The organism is Shewanella algae (assembly GCF_009183365.2).
Classification (GTDB): Bacteria; Pseudomonadota; Gammaproteobacteria; order Enterobacterales; family Shewanellaceae; genus Shewanella; species Shewanella algae.
On the sequence record NZ_CP068230.1, the window covers coordinates 215,782 to 240,767 of the forward strand.

Annotated in this window: 22 protein-coding genes, 2 tRNA genes and 2 rRNA genes; 20 read left to right on the forward strand and 6 right to left on the reverse strand. The window is 53.1% G+C overall.

The window, feature by feature from the left end:
- Nucleotides 1–2: 2 nt before the first annotated feature.
- From gspF to E1N14_RS01040, 14 genes are all read left to right on the forward strand, one after another.
- Nucleotides 3–1,226: a type II secretion system inner membrane protein GspF gene (gene gspF, locus E1N14_RS00975; protein WP_025010646.1), complete on the forward strand. Its 1,224-nt coding sequence runs from the start codon at nt 3–5 to the stop codon at nt 1,224–1,226.
- Between the two features lie 49 nt (nt 1,227–1,275).
- Nucleotides 1,276–1,710: a type II secretion system major pseudopilin GspG gene (gene gspG, locus E1N14_RS00980; protein ID WP_025010647.1), complete on the forward strand. Its 435-nt coding sequence runs from the start codon at nt 1,276–1,278 to the stop codon at nt 1,708–1,710.
- A gap of 1 nt (nt 1,711) precedes the next feature.
- Complete coding sequence (gene gspH / locus E1N14_RS00985) at nt 1,712–2,287, forward strand: type II secretion system minor pseudopilin GspH (protein ID WP_025010648.1); 576 nt, start codon at nt 1,712–1,714, stop codon at nt 2,285–2,287.
- Nucleotides 2,274–2,657, forward strand: a complete 384-nt coding sequence (gene gspI, locus E1N14_RS00990) for a type II secretion system minor pseudopilin GspI (protein WP_037467875.1) — start codon at nt 2,274–2,276, stop codon at nt 2,655–2,657. The genes gspH and gspI overlap by 14 nt, the downstream gene beginning before the upstream one ends.
- Complete coding sequence (gene gspJ, locus E1N14_RS00995; RefSeq protein WP_025889490.1) at nt 2,638–3,375, forward strand: type II secretion system minor pseudopilin GspJ; 738 nt, start codon at nt 2,638–2,640, stop codon at nt 3,373–3,375. Before gspI ends, gspJ begins: the two co-directional genes overlap by 20 nt.
- Entirely contained in the window at nt 3,375–4,367 is a 993-nt protein-coding gene (gspK, locus tag E1N14_RS01000) for a type II secretion system minor pseudopilin GspK (protein WP_044733375.1), read from the forward strand. The genes gspJ and gspK overlap by 1 nt, the downstream gene beginning before the upstream one ends.
- Nucleotides 4,368–4,415: 48 nt before the next feature.
- Nucleotides 4,416–5,606 (forward strand): type II secretion system protein GspL, encoded by a 1,191-nt coding sequence (gspL, locus tag E1N14_RS01005; protein WP_025010650.1) that lies wholly within the window; start codon nt 4,416–4,418, stop codon nt 5,604–5,606.
- The gene (locus tag E1N14_RS01010; protein WP_025010651.1) at nt 5,607–6,086 is read left to right on the forward strand and encodes a type II secretion system protein M; all 480 of its coding nucleotides are present in this window, start codon (nt 5,607–5,609) and stop codon (nt 6,084–6,086) included.
- A 9-nt stretch (nt 6,087–6,095) separates the two neighbouring features.
- Nucleotides 6,096–6,857, forward strand: a complete 762-nt coding sequence (locus tag E1N14_RS01015; RefSeq protein WP_054745113.1) for a type II secretion system protein N — start codon at nt 6,096–6,098, stop codon at nt 6,855–6,857.
- Between the two features lie 215 nt (nt 6,858–7,072).
- A complete protein-coding gene (gene nudE, locus E1N14_RS01020) occupies nt 7,073–7,636 on the forward strand; it encodes an ADP compounds hydrolase NudE (protein ID WP_025010652.1) in 564 nt (187 codons plus the stop codon).
- Between the two features lie 61 nt (nt 7,637–7,697).
- A complete protein-coding gene (cysQ, locus tag E1N14_RS01025) occupies nt 7,698–8,510 on the forward strand; it encodes a 3'(2'),5'-bisphosphate nucleotidase CysQ (protein WP_025010653.1) in 813 nt (270 codons plus the stop codon).
- A 4-nt stretch (nt 8,511–8,514) separates the two neighbouring features.
- Nucleotides 8,515–8,952 carry a GNAT family N-acetyltransferase gene (locus tag E1N14_RS01030; protein WP_025010654.1) on the forward strand — a complete coding sequence of 146 codons (438 nt, stop codon included), beginning with the start codon at nt 8,515–8,517 and terminating at the stop codon, nt 8,950–8,952.
- Nucleotides 8,953–9,266: 314 nt separating this feature from the next.
- Nucleotides 9,267–9,881: a TetR/AcrR family transcriptional regulator gene (locus tag E1N14_RS01035; RefSeq protein ID WP_025010655.1), complete on the forward strand. Its 615-nt coding sequence runs from the start codon at nt 9,267–9,269 to the stop codon at nt 9,879–9,881.
- The gene (locus E1N14_RS01040) at nt 9,872–11,743 is read left to right on the forward strand and encodes an MFS transporter (protein WP_025010656.1); all 1,872 of its coding nucleotides are present in this window, start codon (nt 9,872–9,874) and stop codon (nt 11,741–11,743) included. The genes E1N14_RS01035 and E1N14_RS01040 overlap by 10 nt, the downstream gene beginning before the upstream one ends.
- Nucleotides 11,744–11,832: 89 nt before the next feature.
- Here the strand turns inward: E1N14_RS01040 and mnmH are convergent, their stop codons facing one another.
- The 3 genes from mnmH to E1N14_RS01055 all read right to left on the reverse strand — a co-directional run bounded on the left by mnmH (nt 11,833) and on the right by E1N14_RS01055 (nt 15,227).
- Entirely contained in the window at nt 11,833–12,948 is a 1,116-nt protein-coding gene (gene mnmH / locus E1N14_RS01045; RefSeq protein ID WP_025010657.1) for a tRNA 2-selenouridine(34) synthase MnmH, read from the reverse strand.
- On the reverse strand, nt 12,945–13,988 hold the full coding sequence (selD, locus tag E1N14_RS01050) for a selenide, water dikinase SelD (protein ID WP_062793498.1): 1,044 nt from the start codon (nt 13,986–13,988) through the stop codon (nt 12,945–12,947). The genes mnmH and selD overlap by 4 nt, the downstream gene beginning before the upstream one ends.
- A gap of 132 nt (nt 13,989–14,120) precedes the next feature.
- On the reverse strand, nt 14,121–15,227 hold the full coding sequence (locus tag E1N14_RS01055) for an acyl-CoA desaturase (RefSeq protein WP_025010658.1): 1,107 nt from the start codon (nt 15,225–15,227) through the stop codon (nt 14,121–14,123).
- Nucleotides 15,228–15,370: 143 nt separating this feature from the next.
- Between E1N14_RS01055 and fabR the strand changes: the two genes are divergently transcribed.
- Nucleotides 15,371–15,985: an HTH-type transcriptional repressor FabR gene (gene fabR, locus E1N14_RS01060; RefSeq protein ID WP_025010659.1), complete on the forward strand. Its 615-nt coding sequence runs from the start codon at nt 15,371–15,373 to the stop codon at nt 15,983–15,985.
- Here the strand turns inward: fabR and E1N14_RS22200 are convergent.
- Nucleotides 15,925–16,293, reverse strand: a complete 369-nt coding sequence (locus tag E1N14_RS22200) for a transposase (RefSeq protein WP_152134840.1) — start codon at nt 16,291–16,293, stop codon at nt 15,925–15,927. The two genes, fabR and E1N14_RS22200, sit on opposite strands and share 61 nt — an antisense overlap.
- A 207-nt stretch (nt 16,294–16,500) precedes the next feature.
- Nucleotides 16,501–17,604: a tRNA (uridine(54)-C5)-methyltransferase TrmA gene (trmA, locus tag E1N14_RS01070; protein ID WP_025010660.1), complete on the reverse strand. Its 1,104-nt coding sequence runs from the start codon at nt 17,602–17,604 to the stop codon at nt 16,501–16,503.
- 165 nt (nt 17,605–17,769) lie between these two features.
- Between trmA and murI the strand changes: the two genes are divergently transcribed.
- Complete coding sequence (gene murI / locus E1N14_RS01075) at nt 17,770–18,573, forward strand: glutamate racemase (RefSeq protein ID WP_025010661.1); 804 nt, start codon at nt 17,770–17,772, stop codon at nt 18,571–18,573.
- 5 nt (nt 18,574–18,578) lie between these two features.
- Here murI and E1N14_RS01080 read toward each other — a convergent pair whose 3' ends face one another.
- Nucleotides 18,579–19,028 (reverse strand): RNA recognition motif domain-containing protein, encoded by a 450-nt coding sequence (locus tag E1N14_RS01080; RefSeq protein ID WP_025010662.1) that lies wholly within the window; start codon nt 19,026–19,028, stop codon nt 18,579–18,581.
- Nucleotides 19,029–19,559: 531 nt separating this feature from the next.
- Here E1N14_RS01080 and E1N14_RS01085 point away from each other — a divergent pair.
- The 4 genes from E1N14_RS01085 (at nt 19,560) to E1N14_RS01100 (ending at nt 24,793) form a co-directional block, all read left to right on the forward strand.
- Nucleotides 19,560–21,104, forward strand: a 16S ribosomal RNA gene (locus E1N14_RS01085).
- Between the two features lie 115 nt (nt 21,105–21,219).
- A tRNA-Ile gene (locus E1N14_RS01090) sits at nt 21,220–21,296 on the forward strand.
- A 233-nt stretch (nt 21,297–21,529) separates the two neighbouring features.
- Nucleotides 21,530–21,605 (forward strand) — tRNA-Ala (locus E1N14_RS01095).
- 295 nt (nt 21,606–21,900) lie between these two features.
- Nucleotides 21,901–24,793 (forward strand): 23S ribosomal RNA (locus tag E1N14_RS01100).
- Together the 16S and 23S rRNA genes with 2 tRNA genes alongside form the textbook arrangement of a ribosomal RNA operon.
- The last annotated feature ends 193 nt before the right edge of the window (nt 24,794–24,986 follow it).

Genomic DNA, 24,986 nt, shown 5'->3' on the forward strand with positions numbered 1-24,986 from the left:
TCATGGCGGCATTCGAGTACAAGGCGCTCAATCAAGCCGGGAAGCAGGTCAAAGGGGTTATCGAAGCCGATACCGCCAGACAGGCCCGCAGTCAGCTGCGTGAGCAGAAGCTGATGCCGTTGGATATCGCCCCGGTTACCGAAAAGGAAGCCAAGGCCAGCAGTGGCAGCTGGTTGAACCGGCGCAAGAAGATCTCCGTGGCCGAATTGGCGCTGATCACCCGCCAGATAGCGACTCTGGTCGCCGCCGGTTTACCGGTGGAAGAGGCCCTCAAGGCCGTAGGCCAACAGTGCGAAAAAGACCGTCTCGCCTCCATGGTGATGGCGGTGCGCTCGCGAGTGGTGGAAGGCTATTCTCTGGCCGACTCCATGGCCGAGTTTCCCCATGTATTTGATGATCTCTACCGCGCCATGGTGGCCTCGGGCGAAAAGTCCGGTCATCTGGAAATCGTACTCAATCGCCTGGCGGACTACACGGAGCGGCGCCAGCAACTCAAGACCAAGCTGACCCAGGCGATGATTTACCCCATAGTGCTGACCACAGTGGCTATCGGTGTTATCGCCGTGCTGCTGGCGGCCGTGGTGCCCAAGGTGGTTGGCCAATTTGAACATATGGGCCAGGAGTTACCCGGTACTACCCAGTTTTTGATCGCCGCTTCTGACTTTGTTCAACACTACGGGCTGTTCGTCCTGGGCGCCATAGTCTTGCTGGCACTGCTGTTTCAGAAGATGCTCACCAAGCCCGCCTTCAAACTCAAGTATCACAAGCTGTTGCTGCGTTTGCCTGTGGTTGGCAAGGTCAGCAAGGGCCTGAATACGTCACGCTTTGCCCGAACCTTGAGTATCCTCAGTGCCAGTTCAGTGCCGCTGCTCGATGGCATGCGGATTGCCAGTGAGGTCTTGCTGAATGTGCGGGTGCGTCAGGCGGTGGAAGAGGCCACGGCCAGAGTGCGTGAGGGAACCAGTCTGGGGGCGGCACTGACTAATACCAAGCTGTTCCCGCCCATGATGTTGTATATGATAGCCTCGGGCGAGAAGAGTGGTGAGCTGGAGCAGATGCTCGAGCGCGCCGCAGATAACCAGGACAGGGAGTTCGAGTCCAACGTCAATATCGCCTTGGGGGTGTTTGAACCCCTGTTGGTGGTGAGTATGGCCGGGATAGTGTTGTTTATTGTTCTGGCGATTTTGCAACCGATATTGGCGCTCAACAATATGATTAGTGGCTGAGTCTCATTTCACCGCAGCCATTTGAGGTTTTTTAGGAGGAAGTAAGTTAATGCAAAGCAACAACAGACAGAAAGGTTTTACCCTGCTGGAAGTGATGGTGGTGATAGTGATCCTGGGGATCCTGGCCTCCATGGTGGTGCCCAATCTGATGGGTAACAAGGACAAGGCCGACCAGCAAAAGGCGGTGTCTGACATAGTCGCACTGGAAAACCAGCTGGATATGTACAAGCTGGACAACAGTGTGTACCCCACAACCGAACAGGGGCTGGAAGCTCTGGTCGAGAAGCCCAATATTTCTCCTGAGCCACGCAACTATCGTGACGGCGGTTACGTTAAGCGCTTGCCTATGGATCCCTGGGGCAACCCTTATCTGCTGATGAGCCCGGGTGAACACGGCAAGATCGACGTCTTCAGCTCAGGCCCTGACGGCCAACCCGGCACAGAAGACGACATAGGCAACTGGAATCTGCAAGACTTCCAATAAAATGCAAATCAGGCACTCACGGGGTTTTACCCTGCTGGAAGTGATGTTGGTGGTGCTGCTGATGGGGCTGGCAGCTACGGCTGTGACCATGACCATGGGTAATAGTGGCCCCAAGCAGCAGTTAACCCGTGAGGCGCAGAGGTTTATGGCGGCCACCGAGACAGTGCTGGATGAAACTGTGCTCAGTGGTCAGTTTATCGGCATAGTGGTGGACAAGGACAAGTACCACTTCGTGCTGTTTAAAGAGAACAAATGGCAACCGCTGGAACAGGACAGACTGCTGGCCGAAAAGCAGTTGCCGGAAGGCATCAGCCTGTCGGTCGAGCTCGAAGGCCTGCCTTTGGTGCAGGAAGATGAAGAGCAGGACTCCTGGTTCGACGAGCCCTTTATTGAGGAATCGGACGCGGACAAAAAGAAGTTTCCCGAGCCGCAGATCATGCTGTTGCCAAGTGGCGAAATGACCGCTTTCGAGCTGAGTTTTATCGCCCGCGATAGCCAAGGCGAAACCGTAGAGGTACTGGTCAGCGGTGATAGTCTGGGTCGCCTCAAACTGGGGAGGTTCGATGATTTTGAATAAACCTGCCCGGCAAAAGGGGATGACGCTGCTGGAAGTCATAGTCGCCTTGGCGGTGTTTGCCATTGCGGCCGTGGCTATTACCAAAAGCATAGGCGATCAGATTGCCAATATGCCGATACTGGAGGAACGCACCCTGGCGCAGTGGGTAGCAGATAACCAGATGGTAGATGCCAGGTTGGAAAAGGGTTTTCCGGCCCTTGGGCGTAAAGATGGTCGCAGCGAACTGGCCGGCCAAACCTGGTATTGGCGCAAAGAAGTGGTCAAGACCACAGATGATAATTTTCGGATGATCCGTATCAGTGTCAGTGATGATGACAGATTCGGGCGGATCATCGCTCAGGTGAATTCGTATGTACTCAAGCAGGAATAGCGGTTTTACCCTGCTGGAGATGCTGATCGCCATAGCGATCTTCGCCATGCTGGGCCTGGCGGCTAACGCCGTATTGCAAACTGTGCTGAAAAATGACGAGGTCACCCGCGACTTTTCAAAACAGCTCAAGTACCTGCAGCAGGGCTTTGGGGTGTTGGAGCGGGATCTGGGGCAGATGGTTGCCCGTACTCCCAGGCTGTTGGAAGGCGGCCGCGGCAGCACAGTGTTTCAGACCGGGACAGATATTCTGGACTCTGAGTCCGAGGCGCTGGTGTTTTTTCGCCTGGGGTGGCTCAATCCGGGTGGCTTGCTGCCAAGAGGCAGTCTGCAGTCTGTGGCCTATGTAGTGCAGGAGGGGCGGCTCGAGCGTTGGTACTACCCTTACCCCGAGCCGGAGTTTGGTGCCGAACCGATTAAAACCGTATTGATGGACAAGGTGTTATCGGTCAAATACGCGTTTTTTGTCGAGGACAAGTGGCAACGCAAGGTTGAGGCCAGCAAGTTGCCCAAGGCGATCGCCATAGAGATAGAGACAGAGGACAGAGGCATTATCACCCGCAAATTCCTGTTGCCTGTCGGGGCACCTGCGGCCGACAAACAGGACGACAATGGTGGCGACACCAACAAGGGTGACAACAACGGCAATCAGAACGACGACAAGCAGGACTCCGACGGCCAGGACGGCAATAACTCAGGCCAAGGCAAGGAGGAGTTCTGATGGGAGGCAAGCAAAGAGGCGTCGCCCTGATAGTGGTATTGCTGATAGTGGCGATTGTGGCCGTGCTGGCTACCAGTATCACCGGACGCAACCAGTTGTCGGTGCGCAGAACCTTGAATCTGGCGCAGTATGACCAGGCTTACTGGTACGCTATTTCGGCCGAAGAATTGGCGCGTAAGGTATTGAAGCAGGATTTGGATGACTCGGAAGGTCGGGTGCATCTGCAACAATACTGGGCCATGGCGGATGTGGTTTTTCCGGCGGAGAACGGCGAGATTGGTGGCACCATTTCCGACCTTCGCAGCTGTTTTAACCTCAATGCCTTGAGTGTCAGCAGCAAAGAGGCGGCAGATGGTCAGCCGCAAAAGATGCCGCTGGCCGCCAGACAGTTCAAGGGATTGTTGGAATCCTTGGGGATGGATGAGTTCGGCGCCGAGCGTTTGACCCATACCTTGAAAGATTATCTGGACGAGGACTCGATAGCCTCGCCCTTCGGTGCCGAAGATGCCGAGTATGAAGCAAGGGTGGTCCCTTATCGGGCGGCCAATACCTTAATGAGTCACAGCAGTGAGTTACGGGCCGTTTTTGGCTTTAACCAAGAGACTTATCGCATTTTAAGGCCCTATGTTTGCGCCATACCGGGAAATGACCGACAGTTGCTGAACGTCAACACCATCAAGGTCGAGCAGGCAGCACTGCTGGCGGGAATGCTGGAAAATCAAATCTCGGTAGGCGAGGCCGAAAGTATTATTAACCAGCGCCCTGCGGGGGGCTTCGACAAGATAGAAGATTTCTGGGCGCTGGGATCGCTGACCACTATTGCCAGTAAGAATGATCAGCTCAAGTCCAGTTTCGTGGTCGACAGTAAGTTTTTCAAACTGGAGGCCAAGGCCAGGGTGGATGATGCCCTGTTCCGATTGGAGAGCATGCTGCACATAGTGGGTGGTAATCAGCTCGAAGTGTTGACCCGGCAATATGGCGGACAAGAATAACAGGACAAGCCCCTAAGCCACCAAGGCCAGGGATTGTGGAGAATAATAGTGAGTGAACGCTTATTTATCCGTTTAGGCAAAAACCTGGGCTCGCCCTGCGCCTGGGTCGTATGGTCTGAGCAGGAACAGGAGATTATTGCCTCGGGAGAGCTGGCTGATGCGCGGTCACTGGAGACTCTGGCGCAGCGAGCCGGTAATCGCCCGGTCGACGTACTGGTGCCGGCCAGTGCCCTTCAGCTCACTTCGGTTAATCTGCCGGAGAAGGGGCAACGCCAGGCTCTAAAGGCGTTGCCTTTCCTGCTTGAAGACACCCTGGCCCAAAATGTTGATGAACTGCACTTTGTGGTTGGTCCCCGCGATGGCGAGAGCCTGAGTGTGGCTGTGGTTGCTCATGAGCAGATGCAAAACTGGCTCTCCTGGTTGGATGAGGCCGGGCTCAAGGTGCGTAAAATGGTGCCGGATTGTCTGGCACTGGAACGGGAAGACTGTGACTGGGCCCTGATGGCCTATGAAGATCAGCTGTTGTTGCGTACCGGCGAAGGCATGGGTATGAGTATGCCCAAAGACTGGCTGCAGCCCTTGCTGCCCGGGTTGCTCGAAGAGCAGCAAACGGCGCCGAGTCTGGCCTGCTATACCGAATTTCAATGGCCAGAGCTTGAGTGTCGGCAGATGCCACTGGAGATGCCCATGCTGGTGTTGGCCAAGGGGCTACACAAGTCGCCTATCAATCTGCTGTCCGGCCCCTATGTTCCCAAGCGTGAATACAGCAAGCACCTGCTGCTATGGAAGCGAGTGGCTATCGTCGCCGCTGTCGCGCTGCTGCTCGGTTTGGTCAACAAGGGACTCAATATCCATCAGATGCAGACAGAGGCCGATGAACTGAGGGCCCAGAGCGAAAGTATTTATCGTCAGGTGGTTCCCGGCAGTTCGCGGATAGTTAACTTGCGCTCGCAGCTGGAATCTCAACTCAGAACCCTGCAGGGCAGTGGTTCGGGTGGTGAGTTCTTTGCCATGCTGGATGGGCTCGAAGGTGCCTTCAAACAAGTGCCGGATCTCAAGCCCAACAGCCTGAGGTTTGATGCCGGACGCAGTGAAATTCGTATGCAGGTGACGGCCAAGAGCTATGCCCAGATAGAGCAGTTTAAAGAGCTGGCCGGGCGTAAATTCCGTCTCGAGGGCGGGGCGATGAACAGTACTGAAAATGCGGTCACCAGTACCCTGACCCTAAGGAGCAAATAAATGGAAAATTTGCGTAACTGGTGGGAATCACTGGCACAGAGGGAGCAACAGCTGGTCGCTGCCATGGCGGTGATAGTGGCTGTTGGTATCCTTTACTGGGGGATCTGGACACCGATAAGCAATGCCGAGCAGAAGGCGCAGAATAGCCTCAATGCTCAGACCCAGATGCTCAGCTTTGTGAAACAGACGGCCAATAAGATTGCCGGTATTAAACAGAGCGGTAATAGACCGGCTCTCAAGGGGAGTCTCAGCACAGTGGTGACCCAGAGCGCCGCCAGCTATGACCTGGAGATCACCCGCATGGCACCGCAGGGAAAACAGATCCAGATCTGGATGGATGAAGTGCCCTTCGATAGCCTGATCTCCTATCTTGGTGATCTGGTACAGAAACAGGGCTTGTCGCTGGATAGCCTGGATCTGGCCGAAGGTGATAGCCCTGGCATGGTGAAAGTCAGACGAATCCAGTTATCTCAGTCGTAAGGTGTTGTCTTGAAACTGATTAGTAAAATAATACTCTGTGTGCTGATCTACCTGGCGTTTATGCTGGCACTCTTCCCTGCACGCTTGGCGGTTTCGCTGGCCCCCCTGCCGGCCAATTTGCAGCTTGGCGGTGTCAGCGGCACCATCTGGAGTGGCAGTATTGATGTGGTTAAGTTGCAGCAACGTCAGTTGGAGCAACTGAGTTGGGAGCTCAGCCCCTGGGCGCTGCTGACCGGCAGAGCCAAACTGGACTTCCAACTGGGCAGCCGCGCCAGTGCCGTCAATGCCAAGGGCCAAGTCACCTTGGCTGCCGGCGGTATCAGCGCCGAGAAGCTGCGTTTTGAAGCTCCGGCCGAGTTTTTAATGGCCGGCAGTCGTCTGCCATTTCGCACTCAGGTAAGCGGTGATATCTCAGTGTTGCTCGACACCCTGGCGCAGGGGCAGCCTTGGTGTGAGGCGCTCAGTGGCAAAGTCTTTCTCAACCGGGTCGGCATCAGGAATCAGTTTGGCCAGTATCCTTTGGGAGACATAGAACTCGGCCTGCAGTGTGTTGCCGGTCAGGTGCAACTGGCGACTGATGAAGAGAAAAACGCCATAGGCGTGGCTGGCACCTTGCTGCTCAAGGCTAATGAACAACTTGAGGTCAAGGCCCGCATTCGTGAGACTCAGGCTCAGTCTGAAGATCTAAAAAAAGCTTTGCCATTTCTGGGCAAGCGAGATGCCCAGGGATATTTCCCTATCAATTACAACGGCAAGATCCCGGGCCTTTAAAGAGGCTGGCAGCCGGGTTTCTCTCGGCTGCCGTTTGTTCAGTTGAGCTTTCCCATTTAAAACCCCTGCGGTAACCCGCCAGCGCTTGCATCCAAGTCAACTAATCTGAAAATTCCCACCGCCCAGACAAACTCCGCGGCTCTGTTATTTCGTGTAAATTGGTATAACATTGTAGCCTGAGTCACATTTTCAGTTTGTCAGCGTCAGAGGCCTCTATGACAGAGCGGCAGAAGAAGCCGGAAATATTGCACACCGAAGTTGTTGCCCGCAGTCGTCTGTTTCAAATAGAACAGGTACATCTGCGTTTCTCCAATCAAGAGGAACGCCACTACGAACGGATGAAAGGCGCCAGCCGCGGCGCCGTGATGGTGGTGCCGGTTCTCAATGGTGAATGGTTACTGCTGGGCAGCGAGTATGCCGCGGGTACCCATAACTATGAGCTGGGATTCCCCAAGGGACTGATCGACCCGGGAGAGACAGCCGCCGAAGCCGCCAACCGTGAATTGCAGGAAGAGATAGGCTATGGCGCCCGCAAACTGACTAAACTGAAAGAGTTAAGCCTGGCTCCTGGGTATTTCGCCAGTAAGATGCAGATTTTCCTGGCCGAAGATCTCTACGAGAGTCGCCTGGAAGGCGATGAGCCTGAACCGATAGAACTGGTTCCCTGGCCCCTGGAGCGTTGGCAAGAACTGCTGGATATGAATGATTTTTCAGAAGGACGCAGCGTCAGCGCCTTGTTTTTGGCGATGAAACAGCTGAAACTGACTGAGTCACCCTAAAAAATTGGCCACACCCGGCCACTGACTTTTGCTTATCCGATGGAAGGCGTTTGGAGTAGTTATGAAGCCAGAAGAGTTGATAGATCACGTTATTGTCATTGCAACGGAAGCGGGACAGAAAATTCGCCAGATCTACCAACAAGGCAGTTTCAGCAAGGAAACCAAGGAAGACAACACCCCTGTCACTTCGGCCGACATCGCGGCCCATGAGATTATCTGCAGCAGCTTAAAGGCGCTGACCCCGGAGATCCCGGTTTTGTCCGAGGAAGCCGCCGATATTCCCCTCTCTGAGCGTAGCCAGTGGCGCCGCTACTGGCTGGTAGATCCCTTGGATGGCACCGGAGAGTTCATCGCCGGCAGCGGCGACTTCTCGGTCATCATTGCCCTGGTTGAGCATAACCGCCCCATCATGGGTGTGGTTTATGTGCCCATGACTGAAGTATGTTACTACGCCATAGCAGGTCTTGGCGCTTACAAACGTACCCTCCAGGCAGAGCTGAGAATTCACAGTAAGCAGTTGCCGAAAGAGCAGGATAACTCGTTGCGCCTGGCGGTCAGTCGCCGTCAGGACCCTCAGTCTGTGCTCAAGCTGTTCAACCAACCCAAGCATTGTGAACTCGTGGTGCTCGGCGGTGCGGCACTCAAGAGCTGCCTGGTTGCAGAGGGCAGGGCAGATTGCTATGTGCGGGTGGGCCCCACGGGTGAATGGGACACAGGTGCGGCGCAGATTATCATAGAAGAAGCCGGTGGCCAGTTGATGGATACCGAGCTGCAGCCCTTGACCTACAACGAGCGCGAATCGCTGGAAAATCCCAACTTTATCGTGGTCGGCTCCCCTAACCTCGAGTGGGACAAGATACTGGCCGGAGATTAATCGGATGCAGATAAGACCAATATCCAGAGCCGATCTGGATGCCGTATTGGCCTTGGAGTTGGCAACCTTCGGTGAGCACTGCTACCCGGACTTCTTCTTCCGTCAAGCACTGGATGCCTGGCCCACAAGTTTTCTGGGGGCCTTTATCGACGGGAAACTGGCCGGTTATCTGCTGCGGGTGAGCGCTGAACAGCCGGGGCGACACTGGTTGCTGTCACTGGCCGTGTCTCCTGCACAACAGGGCCGAGGGATAGGCAAAAGCTTGCTCAGTACGTGCCTGGAAGACTGCCGCCATGGTGTCGATGAACTGCTACTGACGGTAGCGCCGGATAATCCCGCCCGCCATATCTACAGCCGCATGGGGTTTGAAAACCTGGGGCTGGAAGCCGACTATTTCGGCGTCGGTGAGCACAGGTTACTGCTGCGCTGGCAGGGTCAATAGGCGCTGGCACTTGTGGTTTGAGTGAACGCGCCTGGGCCGTGGTTGAAAACGCCCTTCGATTTAATATAGAGCCATATTCCCGAACCTTTGAATCTGTTTTGCACAGTGCGCCTTTGTGCCGGAACCCTGATACGCTTGGGGCTCTTATGCTCCAGAGGCTGATCGCCCGATTTTCGTTAGCTTTTTTTGAAGATATTTTCCAAGGTTAATTAATGGTATTCAGCACGGGTGTCTAAAAAATATCATATTGTGAACATTGTTTTTTATTTTGAAGGCTGTTAGTCTGCTGCCATCTCTTCTCAGGAATGGACACTATGGCAAGACGCAAGGAACACAGTCATCAAGAGATCCGCCTCATGGCACTGGATGCCGTTGAGCAGTTGTTGACGCAGGAGGAATATACCAGCCTGAGTCTTAGGCGGATCGCCTCCCAAGTGGGCTATGCCCCCAGTACCCTAATCAACCTCTTTGGTAGCTATAACTATCTGCTCTTGAGTGTATCCGCCAGGGTCTTGGGGCGTCTGCTTGAGCAAATGCAGTTGGTGTGCGGACAAACATTCACATCCGGTGAGCAGAAGCTGTTGGCGTTAGGTAAGGCCTATGCTGAGTTTGCCCATAACCAACCACAGGCATTTCGTTTGGTGTTTGCCTTACATCTGGGGCCGGAAGAACCTCTGCCTAAATCGCAACAACAGTTGATTGCCGAGCTGATAGGTTTACTCGAGCAGCAACTCGGTGACTTGTTGCCAAACTTGTCCTCATCCAAGCTGGCACTCGCCAGTCGCAGTTTCTGGAGCAGTATCCATGGGCTGACCGGCCTGGCGCTGGACGATAAGCTTTTCAGTCAGGCTTCTTGGTTGCAGTTACTGACATTTCAGGTGCACTTGTGGTGGACGGCAATGCAACAGGAGGAGGGAGCATGTTCCTGAGCAAACGATTTTTACCCTATTTCGCCACTCAATGTTTGGGGGCGCTCAACGACAACATCTACAAGAATGTGTTGCTGCTGCTGGTGACCTACAGCCAGGTCGATAACCTGCCGATGAGTGTCGATCTGTTTGTTAATCTGGCGGCAGGGATCTTCATCCTGCCTTTCTTTCTGTTTTCCGCCCATGCGGGCATGGTGGCCGACAATATGGACAAGGCGCTGATGATCCGCAGGTTAAAGCTGCTGGAGCTTATCATCATGTCCTGCGCCGCCGCGGCGATTATGGCGCAAAGCTATCTGTTGATGTTGCTGCTGCTGTTTCTTACCGGCACCCAATCGGCCTACTTTGGTCCGGTAAAATACTCGCTGCTGCCGCAGGCGCTTAGAGAGGATGAGTTGGTCACCGGTAATGCCTGGGTGGAAATGGGCACCTTCCTGTCTATTTTGATAGGCACCCTGAGTGCCGGGCTGCTGGTAACCAGTGACAACGGCCTGATGTGGGCGGCGATAACTGTATGTATGCTGGCCTTGGCCGGTTTCCTCTCCAGCCGGGCGATTCCATCACTGCCGGCGCCGTTGCCGATAGACAAGGTACGCTTTGCCCCCTTGTCCGGTACTTTGGCCAGTATCAAGCGGGTACGGCAAACGCCGTCAATCTGGATGGCGATTCTGGCGATCAGCTGGTTCTGGTTTTTGGGTGCCACCTACCTGACCCAGTTCCCCAATTTTGCCAGAGGCTCGCTGCACTCGGACGCCACTGTGGTGTCGCTGCTGTTGGCGCTGTTTTCCATAGGTATTGCGGTCGGCTCTTTTGTCTGCGAACGCTTCTCCTTTGGCCATGTAGAGCTGGGGTTGCTGCCTTTCGGGGTAGCAGGGTTAACCTTCTTTGGCCTGGATCTGCTGTGGGCCATTCCTGACTACAGCCAACTGCCGGCGGGATATCTCTACGACATAGCCGAGTTTGTCGGCCGCAGTGAACACTTCAGGCTGATGTTCGCACTGTTTATGGTAGGGGTCAGTGGCGGCCTGTTTATTGTGCCTCTGTATGCCTTTATTCAGTCGCGCTCGGCCCCCGGTGAATGTGCCCAGGCCATAGCCGCCAATAATATAGTCAATGCCCTGTTTATGGTGTGCTCGGCGATATTGTCGATAATATTGCTGGAGCTGGTCGGCCTATCGATTCATCAGTTATTTACTCTGTTGGCGGTATTCAACGCCGTGGTGGCGTTGTATGTCTATAGCCAGGTGCCTGAGTTTACGCTGAGGTTTATCAGTTACCTGCTGAGCCATTTGTTGTATCGTCTCAAGGTTGAAGGCCGGGAAAACATTCCCAAGCAGGGGGCCGCCGTGCTGGTGTGTAACCATGTCAGCTACGTCGATGCCTTGGTGCTGCTGGGAGCATCCACTCGTCCGGTGCGCTTTGTGATGGACAAGAGCATAAGTGAAATGCCCTTGCTCAAGTATCTGTTCCGCCATGCCGGGGTGATCCCTATCTGCTCACCGAAAAAGTGCATTGATACCTATACCCGGGCCTTCGAGCGTATCCACCAGGCGCTGGCCAATGAAGAGTTGGTGTGTATTTTCCCTGAGGGCAGGTTGTCTCCCGATGGTGAGTTGCATGAGTTTCGGCCCGGTATCGAACAGATACTGGCAAAGGATCCTGTGCCTGTGGTGCCTATGGCGCTCAAAGGTTTGTGGGGATCTTTCTTTAGCCACAAAGATGGACATGCCCTGACGACCCGACCAAGACGTTTCTGGTCAAGGCTTAAGGTCAATATCGCATCTCAGGTACCCGGCGCGGAGGAGAGCCGTCACTCACTGCAGCAGCGGGTAGCCGATCTGCTGGCCAAACCCGACAGCTGAGCGGTATTGCTGTTGAGGAAGGTAGGAGATAACGGACAGAGCCCGGCAGTTGCCGGGCTCTTCGGATTGAATCTCTCTTGCTTTTGAATTCATTCGGAGCGGTTTGACCGCCTCTCATCCAGCCACTGATGAATGGCCTGGCGGTCACCGCGGAAGATGATCCGCTCGGCCTTTTTCTCCAGCTGGTACTGATACATGGGGTCGTAATACTTCTCCAGCAGCAGTGAGATCCACTCCAGATGTTGCTCTGTAGTGTTGCGCTGCAGCTGGGTCTGCAAGCTTGAGTCGACCAACTGCAACAGTTGATCAGTTTGCTGGTGCCCAAGGCGCTTACGTATGCCCTCGACACTCTGACGCAGATAGGCGCCGAACACCGCCATGCCTTCTTCGGCGCCATAATGCTGTTCAAAACCCCGCTGCATCTTGTGCACATACTCATCCAGAAGGCGAGGGAGTCTGGCCTCCAGTGGCTCTTCCAACACTAATACCTGGGCCTGTTGCATGGCACTGAAGAAGACTTTGGGTATGGCGCGGCGGCCAATCAGGAAGCTTTCATCTTCCAGCAGCAGGCAGGACTCTTGCCTCTCTTGATGCCGCAACAGTTCCCGAGCCAAGCTGTTTTCAAAATTGATCTGACTGGGCTGCGGCGTGACATTCTTGCCAAAGCTCGACCCTCTGTGATTGGCAGTGCCCTCCAGATCCACTGACTCGCTGCGACTGAGAATAAACTCTGTCTTGCCTGAGCCGGTAATACCGCTGAGGATCAACAGCTGTTGCTGCTGCGGGGTGTTATCTATGGTATCGATAAGGTATTGGCGCATCGCTTTGTAGCCGCCCTGAATATAGGGCACTTCAAGACCGGCCTCGCGGATCCATTGCTGGGTCAGCTGAGATCTCAGACCACCCCGAAAACAGTAGAGGTTGGCATCAGGGTGGGCGCTGAAGAAATCCAGCCAGGCTTGAATACGTGCGGCCTTGATCTTGCCTTTGACCAGCGAATGGCCGAGCTCTATGGCGGCAGCCTGTCCATGCTCTTTATAACAGGTGCCCACCTTCTGCCTTTCGCTGTCGTTCATCAGTGGCAGGTTGGTGCTGGCAGGAAAGGCACCCTTGGCAAACTCAACCGGCGCCCGCAGATCGACCAGGGGACGATCGGATAGGAAGATCTCCCGGTACTCTGCAGGCGCGATTATCTGTCGACTCATATAAGCTCCACCCACTGCTGACTGTCGTCGCGGCAGTCGAGCGCACCTATGCAGTGTAGCTTCAGCCCTTGGCTGGTCAGCAGTTGCTGCAGTTCTGCCTCACCCTCGGCGCCGACAGCGATAAGTAAGCCACCGCTGGTTTGCGGATCGCACAGTAAGGCCTTTTGTTGCTCGGAAACCTCGGGGAGGTGCTCACCGTAGCTGTCAAAGTTTCTGTGGGTGCCGCCCGGGATACAGCCCATAGCCAGATACTCGGAGGCTTTTTCCAGCAACGGCAGTTTGGCAGTATCTATGCTGGCCTTGAGGTTGGAACCCTGACACATTTCCAGCAGGTGGCCTGCCAGACCAAAGCCCGTCACATCTGTCATGGCGTGAACCGCGCTTATCTTGGCGACTTCGGCACCTATCTTATTGAGTTGGCACATGGCTTCGGGGGCGATATTGACATCCTGTGGCGCCAGCTTCTTCTGCTTTTGTGCCGTGGTCAGTATGCCAATTCCCAGAGGCTTGGTGAGATAGAGTTTGTCACCCGCCTTGGCGGTATCGTTCTGCTTGAGGTGCTCCAGCGCCACTGTGCCTGTGACTGCCAGGCCAAAAATAGGCTCAGGCGCGTCTATGCTATGGCCTCCGGCCAGCATGATCCCGGCATCCATGCAGGCTTGGCGTCCGCCATCCACTACCTGCTGGGCAATCTCGGGTGACAGCTTGTTCACCGGCCAGCCCAGAATGGCAATTGCCATAATAGGTTTGCCGCCCATGGCATAGATATCGCTGATGGCATTGGTGGCTGCGATACGGCCGAAAGTGAAAGGGTCATCGACTATCGGCATAAAGAAGTCTGTGGTGCTGATAATGCCCGTGTGATCATCCAACTGATACACGGCCGCATCATCCCGGCTCTGGTTGCCGACCAACAGGCGGGGATCTTTAAAGTCCGGCAGTTGAGACGCTAAAATGGTACTGAGGACTTTGGGAGAAATCTTGCAACCGCAACCTGCGCCGTGGCTGTATTCCGTGAGTTTTACTGACTGATCTGACATAGCCGGGTCCCTGAGTGATTGAAATAACCCCTGATCATAAACAGAAACGGCCGCAGTACAAGCCGACCGTTTCACAACTCAGGTAAATTCTGTTAAGCCGATCGCCAGGCCTTGGGAGGCTACGACAAGGTTTTAGGCTATGCTGGCTCGCAGTTGGCGCCATTGTTTTCGTTGGGCGCGAAAACGTAAACGCATTTCCGTCACCTGAGACAGTAGATGCTTATCCGCCAACTGCTGCTTGCGGGCCTCAAGCAGCGCCTTCTTGGCTTCAAAGTAGGCCAGCAAGTGGCTCTTCAATTCCTCGTATTCTGCCTGCAGTTTTTCCAGGATCTCCTCGCAATTGGGCAGGTGGGCCACCTTATTCTGGGCGCGCTTGAGTTGCATCTGCAGTTTGGCGGCTTCGATGCGCTCCTGAGGGCTCTTGCGCAGGTCTTTGGTCAGGCCAAACCAGGACAGGAAACGGATCAACCACTTGGTGGGGTCGTAATGCCACCAGTGGATACCATTGCGGTAATCGTTTTCAAAGATATGGTGGAAGTTATGGTAACCCTCACCATAAGTAAACAGTGCCAGCACACCGTTGTCTCGGGCGGTGTTACGGTCTGTATAGGGTTGCTTACCCCAGATATGCGCCAATGAGTTGATAAAAAAGGTGCAGTGATGAACTACCACCAAGCGGAGCAGACCAGCCAGCAGCAACATCGACAGGATATCGCCGTTCAACCAACCAAGCAGAGCGGGGAGGCCCACATTCATCAATAGCGCCAGCAGCAGATAATGCTTATGCTGCCACATGACTATGGCATCGTTTTGCAGGTCTCTGACGTTGTTATAGTCGTGATAACGTTGTGCCTGATATTCCCTGAGCATCCAACCAATATGGCTGTACCAGAAACCCATGTTCGCTGAGTAGGGATCCTTGTCATTGTCATCCACATGCTTGTGATGGATACGGTGATCCGAAGCCCAATGCAAGGCACTGTTCTGCAACGCCAGCGCACCGCCCAGGGCAAACAGGAAACGCACGGCCGGGTGAGCCTTATAAGCCTTATGTGACCACAGCCTATGGTAACCGGCGGTGATAGACAAACCACTGGCGAAGGCCAATAGTACGAAGGTGAGCCACTCACTGAGCTCAAAGCCATGGCTGATGCCTCGCCAAGGCACCAGAATACAGGCACCGGCAAACGTCAGCAGGAAGAGGATCAGGTTGGTCCAGATGAGGGGAGGTTTTTTCATTATGATGACTTCCAAAACGCTTTAAGCTAACAAGTGTACGCTAAGTTGCTATTGGAGCACAATCACAGTGACACCAGCCGAGGATGTGATTATTGAGTAAAGCCTGTATTATTTGCGCAACAGATCCAGTGAATGGAATAAAGATGGGTATCAGAGCACAGCAGAAAGAGAAAACCCGCCGCGCCTTGGTGGATGCAGCATTCAATCAACTGAGTGCCGAGCGCAGTTTTTCCAGCCTGAGTCTTAGGGAAGTGGCCAGGGAAGCCAATATAGCGCCAACCTCTTTCTACCGTCATTTCAAGGATATGAATGAACTGGGGCTGACCATGGTCGATGAAGGTGGCCTGACGCTGAGACAGATGATGCGTAAGGGACGTCAGCGCGCCGAAGCCGGCGGCAGTGTTATCCGCATCTCGGTCGACACCTTTATGGAAGTACTGGAATCCAATCCCAACGTATTCAGGATCCTGCTGCATGAGCGCTCAGGCACCTCGGCCGCCTTTCGTGCCGCCGTGGCGCGGGAGATTGAACACTTTATCTCGGAACTGGCGCACTACACCGAGGACACCGCCGGCCGCAGCCCTGAGTTGGCCAGGGCACAGGCTGAGGCATTGGTGACTCTGGTGTTCAATGCCGGCGCCGCCGCCCTGGATATGAAACGTGCCGATCGCAAGATTCTGGCCGACCGACTGGTGACTCAACTGCGAATGGTGGCAACGGGCGCCGAAGCGTTGCAGCAAAAGCGTGATAGCCGCTGATTAAAATTTGCCAAAACAAAAGGGCCTTTCGGGGCCCTTTTGTTTGGTTCATCGCGGATCTCTGGGGAATGCCACTCTGACTTCCAGAAAGGAGTATTCGGTATCCCGGTAGCCATAGCCCATTCGCTTCCGTAGTTTGATTTGTTGTTCATACCTTCCAGTTGGCAGGTGTGTAACGGATGAACCGCAGAAGCAACTATGCCATGAAGATGGTTTTTAGGACACTGGCCAAATTGGAATAACGGCCTGATACCGCTCTTTCTGACTTGTTGCCGCCAGAGGTTCCATGAGCTAGGCGTCAGCTTCATCTGTGCTGTCCCACATCTCTTTGAGTTGCTTCGGTAGTCCTCTCCTCTTTAACTGCAGTTAAAGAGGAGAGGATGACTCTATGAACTGGAAGGTGATGCTTATGCAGCGCCCGCAAAGCCGTTTTGCTAGTAGCTTTGCAGGTTCTGCAGTCATTCATTGTATCGGCCAGTGACTTATTGGGCTTGCTACACCAGTCTCATCCTAATCTATAGGCTTTTCCTGGAAAGCAATACGCCCGCTTCCATGTGGTCGGTGTAAGGGAACTGATCAAACAGGGCAAAGCGTTTGATCTCGTGAGTTTGACTCAACTGTTCGAGATTGTCGGCCAGGGTTGGCGGGTTGCAGGAAATATAGAGGATGGACTCATAGCCCTGCACCAGATTGACTGTATCGGGATCCAAGCCGGCTCGCGGAGGATCAACAAAGATGGTGTTGCAGTCGTAACTCTTGAGGTCAATTCCTTCCAGACGTCTGAAGCTACGCTCCCCCGTCATGGCCTGGGTAAACTCCTCGGCCGACATACGAATGATCTGCAGGTTCTCAGTGCCATTTTGCTCAATATTGTATTGAGCGGAATCGACCGAGGGTTTAGCTAACTCGGTTGCCAGCACCTTGTTGAAGTTTTGTGCCAGGGCGATGGAGAAGTTACCGTTGCCACAATAAAGCTCAAGCAGATCGCCACTACTGTGACGGGTACAGTCTATCGCCCACTCCAACATCTTGGTTGCCACTTGGGCATTAGGCTGGGTGAAGCTGTTTTCCACTTGTTTATAGATGTATTCCTGTTGGTTGACTTGCAGGCGTTCGATGACGAAATCTCTGTCCAACACAAACTTCTGCTTACGGGCTCGACCTATGATGTCGACCTTGAACGCTTTCTCGAGTCTCTGTTTCAACGCCTTGGCTTCATTGAGCCAGTTATCATCCAACTGCTTGTGATACAGCAGTGACACCAAAATCTCGCCAGACAGAGTAGAGAGGAAGTCTACTTGAAACAGCTTGTGTCTCAGTATGCTGTTGGGGCGCAGCTCGGCCATCAGTGCGGGCATCATCTGATTGATTAAAGCGCTGGCGGGCAGAAACTGATCGCAACGAACCTTGGCTTTTTGCTGTTGGTCAAACATATAGTAGTAGAGATCTTCCCCGTCATGCCAAACCCGAAATTCTGCTCTCATGCGGTAGTGTTGCTGCGCTGAGGGAAACACTTCGAGTGCCGGTGGAGTGAAGCGGGCAAAGGCCTGTTCCAGTTTGAGGCGCTTTTGTTCCAGCTGCGCATCATATTGACTTGGGTCCATTGCTTCTAAATTCATAATATTCACTCTTGGCTTCAAACGGGGCGCAAATATTATACTACGTGGCGCTGATGTCCAGTTTCGCACCTTTGTGCTTTTGTCCAAGCTATGAAAAAATAGCGTTTCATCCGCCGTTGTGGCTTCTAGCCACGACACCCTTTGTATATCGCTTAGAGGCACAATTTGTCGCGACCCATATTGGTTTTTGACTCAGGCATAGGTGGCTTGTCTGTGCTTGGGGAGATCCGCAAGCTATTACCACAGAGACAGTATTGCTATCTGTTTGATAACGCGCGCTTGCCTTATGGTGAGTTGGCGGAAGCCGAGTTGATAAGCGGATGCGTGGATTTAGTTGTGACCATGGCCAAGCAGATAGATGCCGCGATAGTGGTCATTGCCTGTAATACAGCCAGTACCTTGGTACTTCCTGAGTTGAGAGCTCAGCTGACAATCCCGGTTGTAGGTGTTGTCCCGGCTATTAAACCGGCGGCAGCCATCTCCAAACGTAAACATATAGGTTTGTTGGCCACACCTGGCACAGTCAAAAGGGCTTACACCAAAGAGTTGATCAACCACTTTGCCTGTGATTGCCAGGTAGAGCTCTTTGGCTGTTCTGAACTGGTGCTGCTTGCGGAGGCCAAGGCGGCTGGGCTGGCTATAGATGTCGCAGCAATAAAGAAGTTACTGCAACCTGTTATCTACAGTGAACTGGATGTGCTTGTGCTTGGTTGTACGCACTTCCCTATGCTGAAGCCTGAGCTACAACAAATACTGGGTGATGATGTTGAACTATTGGACTCCGGCGAGGCGATAGCGAAACGGGTAAAGAGTCTGCTGCAATATCAGCAGGAGCCGACTGTCTCACAACAAGCAGATAGTGAGTGGGCCTTTTACACCAGTGAAAAAATTACCGAAGGATTGAAATCAACGCTGGCCGAGTATGGTTTTACTCAAACGGCCAAGGCCTCGACCAGCGTGATGACATAGAACTATTATTCCTGCTTATCTGAATCTTGTGATTTGGCTTCACGAACTTTCAGGGTGCGCTCCTGAAAGATGAAGTCATTCAATTTGGTCATCGCTTTTTGAGCGCCGGACTCTGACATTTCCACAAAACCAAATCCTTTACGTCTGCCGGTCTTGCGATCTCTGACCAAGCGAACCGAATTCACCGGGCCATATTCCTCAAACAATGACTTAACTTCAGTATCGTGAGCTCTATAAGGCAGATTACCTACATAGAGAGTCATGGTTGGGCCATTGTAAGCTTCTTGTGTTTTAGCTTGAACCTGACTTGGGCTGGATGTGAAGGCATAAACTGCAGCGGCAAGGAGTGCGCCAACAGGGAAGGCCAAAAATGCAGGCAGTTGAGGCATGAGCTGATATATCGCAAGCGCGCCCAGAATGGCGATACCCAGCACAATCAAAAATGACTTTTGCATAAAAATGTTCTCTGTGAAGAAGAATTGATAAATTACTGTTAACAGCGGCAACTATGGTAATGAATTATTTACCTTTAAACCAGACTGATGCCGAAAAAATGACCTTTGCTCTCATTTTTCAACATAAGCAGGGCCTTTAAAGCAAGTTTTTAATGGGGAAAGACCAGTAAATAGCCGCTACGGTTAAAAGGTGGACGCTTGGCGCCGAAGCTGTCAAAAAGCACTTGCGCTATCGGCTGGCCTCCTTATAATGCGCATCCACTGACCGGGACGATGGAGGTTAACTCCCAGATAATCCAAGGTTGGCGTCAAAATGGTGATAAAAAACTTCTTGACGAACTTAAGGGAAAGCGTAGAATACGCAGCCCTGACCCGATGGGCTCCATCGCGGTCCTGCTCTTTAACAATCTATCAAGCAATCTGTGTGGACACTCACAGGCATTGAGAAATCGACAAAACGATTTAACTCGATGAAGAGTGTTCATACGAACAGAATTCATTGAGTCGATTCTTCGGAATCAACCAAAACTTTAATTGAAGAGTTTGATCATGGCTCAGATTGAACGCTGGCGGCAGGCCTAACACATGCAAGTCGAGCGGTAACATTTCAAAAGCTTGCTTTTGAAGATGACGAGCGGCGGACGGGTGAGTAATGCCTGGGAATTTGCCCATTTGTGGGGGATAACAGTTGGAAACGACTGCTAATACCGCATACGCCCTACGGGGGAAAGCAGGGGACCTTCGGGCCTTGCGCTGATGGATAAGCCCAGGTGGGATTAGCTAGTAGGTGAGGTAAAGGCTCACCTAGGCGACGATCCCTAGCTGGTCTGAGAGGATGATCAGCCACACTGGGACTGAGACACGGCCCAGACTCCTACGGGAGGCAGCAGTGGGGAATATTGCACAATGGGGGAAACCCTGATGCAGCCATGCCGCGTGTGTGAAGAAGGCCTTCGGGTTGTAAAGCACTTTCAGCGAGGAGGAAAGGGTGTAAGTTAATACCTTACATCTGTGACGTTACTCGCAGAAGAAGCACCGGCTAACTCCGTGCCAGCAGCCGCGGTAATACGGAGGGTGCGAGCGTTAATCGGAATTACTGGGCGTAAAGCGTGCGCAGGCGGTTTGTTAAGCGAGATGTGAAAGCCCCGGGCTCAACCTGGGAACCGCATTTCGAACTGGCAAACTAGAGTCTTGTAGAGGGGGGTAGAATTCCAGGTGTAGCGGTGAAATGCGTAGAGATCTGGAGGAATACCGGTGGCGAAGGCGGCCCCCTGGACAAAGACTGACGCTCAGGCACGAAAGCGTGGGGAGCAAACAGGATTAGATACCCTGGTAGTCCACGCCGTAAACGATGTCTACTCGGAGTTTGGTGTCTTGAACACTGGGCTCTCAAGCTAACGCATTAAGTAGACCGCCTGGGGAGTACGGCCGCAAGGTTAAAACTCAAATGAATTGACGGGGGCCCGCACAAGCGGTGGAGCATGTGGTTTAATTCGATGCAACGCGAAGAACCTTACCTACTCTTGACATCCACAGAACTTTTCAGAGATGAATTGGTGCCTTCGGGAACTGTGAGACAGGTGCTGCATGGCTGTCGTCAGCTCGTGTTGTGAAATGTTGGGTTAAGTCCCGCAACGAGCGCAACCCCTATCCTTACTTGCCAGCGGGTAATGCCGGGAACTTTAGGGAGACTGCCGGTGATAAACCGGAGGAAGGTGGGGACGACGTCAAGTCATCATGGCCCTTACGAGTAGGGCTACACACGTGCTACAATGGTCAGTACAGAGGGTTGCGAAGCCGCGAGGTGGAGCTAATCCCATAAAGCTGGTCGTAGTCCGGATTGGAGTCTGCAACTCGACTCCATGAAGTCGGAATCGCTAGTAATCGTGGATCAGAATGCCACGGTGAATACGTTCCCGGGCCTTGTACACACCGCCCGTCACACCATGGGAGTGGGCTGCACCAGAAGTAGATAGCTTAACCTTCGGGAGGGCGTTTACCACGGTGTGGTTCATGACTGGGGTGAAGTCGTAACAAGGTAGCCCTAGGGGAACCTGGGGCTGGATCACCTCCTTACCTAAGCGATAATTGGTGCTTGGTCGGAAATTGCTCCTGCATTTTCGACATTCGGTACATCCGTGTACCTTTTGAGTGTTCACACAGATTGCTTGATAAAAGAAGTAGAGCATGGGGGTCTGTAGCTCAGGTGGTTAGAGCGTTCGCCTGATAAGCGAGAGGTCGGTAGTTCGAGTCTACTCAGACCCACCAATTCTTCCGCTATTCTGCGTTAAGCAGGTCGTCGTTTACTCCAGTAAACTTCCTCCCTGTTTGCCTTGACTAGCGTCGAAGAAATGAACAGAACGGTGTTCAAGACTGTTTGCGAGAGATTTTTATTGAGTTCGAGGCAGCCGAGCGATGAGTGAAGGAGTTTAGTTAACTAAATGACTGAGCGAAGAGGCGAAGGCTAACAACGAAATCGGTAAAAAGAACCGCAAAGAAACGGGGCTATAGCTCAGCTGGGAGAGCGCCTGCCTTGCACGCAGGAGGTCTGCGGTTCGATCCCGCATAGCTCCACCACTTCCCTTGGAAGTGCTGGAACCGTCACTCTACAAAGGACGAGAGACGCCAAAGATAAGTCAGTATTTATCTTTGGCTTTTTTAAGCCCGCTCTTTAACAATTTGGAAAGCTGATAGTAGACATCAAAACCTCTCTTCGGAGTAGGATTTGATGCATACAAATTGAGTTCTCAAACACTTCAATCAAGTGTTTTGGAAATTCTTCAAGGCGAGTCCACTTCCTTAACCCGGAGGTGAGACAAGTAAACCTAAGCTGGTTGCAATACAGTCCGATGAAAACTCATCCGGGTTGTATGGTTAAGCGACCAAGCGTATACGGTGGATGCCTTGGCAGTCAGAGGCGATGAAGGACGTAGTAACTTGCGAAAAGCGTTGGTGAGCTAGTAACAAGCATTTGAGCCAGCGATGTCCGAATGGGGAAACCCGGCACCATAAGGTGTCATCACTAAGTGAATACATAGCTTAGTGAGGCGAACGAGGGGAACTGAAACATCTAAGTACCCTTAGGAAAAGAAATCAACCGAGATTCCCCAAGTAGCGGCGAGCGAACGGGGATTAGCCCTTAAGTCTTTGGGGTGTTAGTGGAATGTGTTGGAAAGCACAGCGGCACAGGGTGATAGCCCCGTACACGTAAACTAACCAGAGATGAAATCGAGTAAGGCGGCACACGTGATATGTTGTCTGAATATGGGGGGACCATCCTCCAAGGCTAAATACTCCTGACTGACCGATAGTGAACCAGTACCGTGAGGGAAAGGCGAAAAGAACCCCTGTGAGGGGAGTGAAATAGAACCTGAAACCGTATACGTACAAGCAGTGGAAGCGGTTCTTGAGACCGTGACTGCGTACCTTTTGTATAATGGGTCAGCGACTTACATTTAGTAGCGAGGTTAAGCGAATAGCGGAGCCGTAGGGAAACCGAGTGTTAACTGCGCGTATAGTTGCTAGGTGTAGACCCGAAACCCGGTGATCTAGCCATGGGCAGGTTGAAGGTTGAGTAACATCAACTGGAGGACCGAACCGACTAATGTTGAAAAATTAGCGGATGACTTGTGGCTGGGGGTGAAAGGCCAATCAAACCGGGAGATATCTGGTTCTCCTCGAAAGCTATTTAGGTAGCGCCTCGGACGAACACCTTTGGGGGTAGAGCACTGTTAAGGCTAGGGGGTCATCCCGACTTACCAACCCTTTGCAAACTCCGAATACCAAAGAGTGCTATCCGGGAGACAGACGGCGGGTGCTAACGTCCGTCGTCAAAAGGGAAACAACCCAGACCGTCAGCTAAGGTCCCAAAGTAATTGCTAAGTGGGAAACGATGTGGGAAGGCTTAGACAGCTAGGATGTTGGCTTAGAAGCAGCCATCATTTAAAGAAAGCGTAATAGCTCACTAGTCGAGTCGGCCTGCGCGGAAGATGTAACGGGGCTAAGCAATTCACCGAAGCTACGGGTACTGATGCTTGCATCAGTGCGGTAGAGGAGCGTTCTGTAAGCCGTTGAAGGCGAAGGGGTAACCCACGCTGGAGGTATCAGAAGTGCGAATGCTGACATGAGTAACGATAAAGGGGGTGAAAAACCCCCTCGCCGAAAGACCAAGGGTTCCTGTCCAACGTTAATCGGGGCAGGGTGAGTCGACCCCTAAGGCGAGGCTGAAAGGCGTAGTCGATGGGAAACGGGTTAATATTCCCGTACTTCTGCTAACTGCGATGGAGAGACGGAGAAGGCTAGGCCGGCGCGGCGTTGGTAGTCCGCGTTTAAGGTAGTAGGTGGTGTGCTTAGGCAAATCCGGGCACACATACACTGAGAGCTGACGACGAGTCCCTAAGGGGATGAAGTGGTTGATGCCATGCTTCCAGGAAAATCTTCTAAGCTTCAGGTTAGCAGGAATCGTACCCCAAACCGACACAGGTGGTCGGGTAGAGAATACCAAGGCGCTTGAGAGAACTCGGCTGAAGGAACTAGGCAAAATGGTACCGTAACTTCGGGAGAAGGTACGCTCCTGTTGGTGATGAGACTTGCTCTCTGAGCTGACGGGAGTCGCAGATACCAGGTGGCTGCAACTGTTTATCAAAAACACAGCACTGTGCAAAATCGCAAGATGACGTATACGGTGTGACGCCTGCCCGGTGCCGGAAGGTTAATTGATTGGGTTATCTTCGGAGAAGCTCATGATCGAAGCCCCGGTAAACGGCGGCCGTAACTATAACGGTCCTAAGGTAGCGAAATTCCTTGTCGGGTAAGTTCCGACCTGCACGAATGGCGTAATGATGGCCACGCTGTCTCCAGCCGAGACTCAGTGAAGTTGAAATTGCGGTGAAGATGCCGTATACCCGCGGCTAGACGGAAAGACCCCGTGAACCTTTACTATAGCTTGGCACTGAACATTGACCCTACATGTGTAGGATAGGTGGGAGACTATGAAGATGAGACGCCAGTCTTGTTGGAGTCAACCTTGAAATACCACCCTTGTAGTGTTGATGTTCTAACCTGGGCCCCTAATCGGGGTTAGGGACAGTGCCTGGTGGGTAGTTTGACTGGGGCGGTCTCCTCCCAAAGAGTAACGGAGGAGCACGAAGGTTGGCTAAGTACGGTCGGACATCGTACGGTTAGTGTAATGGCATAAGCCAGCTTAACTGCGAGACAGACACGTCGAGCAGGTGCGAAAGCAGGTCATAGTGATCCGGTGGTTCTGAATGGAAGGGCCATCGCTCAACGGATAAAAGGTACTCCGGGGATAACAGGCTGATACCGCCCAAGAGTTCATATCGACGGCGGTGTTTGGCACCTCGATGTCGGCTCATCACATCCTGGGGCTGAAGTCGGTCCCAAGGGTATGGCTGTTCGCCATTTAAAGTGGTACGCGAGCTGGGTTCAGAACGTCGTGAGACAGTTCGGTCCCTATCTGCCGTGGGCGTTGGATGATTGAGGGGAGCTGCTCCTAGTACGAGAGGACCGGAGTGGACGAACCGCTGGTGTTCGGGTTGTCATGCCAATGGCATTGCCCGGTAGCTACGTTCGGAATCGATAACCGCTGAAAGCATCTAAGCGGGAAGCGAGCCCCAAGATGAGTCATCCCTAGGGCCTGGAGCCCTCTGAAGAGCCGTTCGAGACCAGGACGTTGATAGGCAGGGTGTGTAAGCGTTGCGAGGCGTTGAGCTAACCTGTACTAATGACTCGAGAGGCTTAACCATACAACCCAGATGGGTTTTACGGACTTGAAGAAGTTAGATACTTGATTGAAGTTTGAACTCAGGCTCTGAAGAAGAGCACAGCTTTCTGAATTGAAGAATAAAGGTTAATGACGCAGGTAATTGTTTGGCTGACAAAGCCGTGACGAGCGAGCCGCGCAGTGTACTGAAGTACATGAGCAGCGTAGCGAGGAAA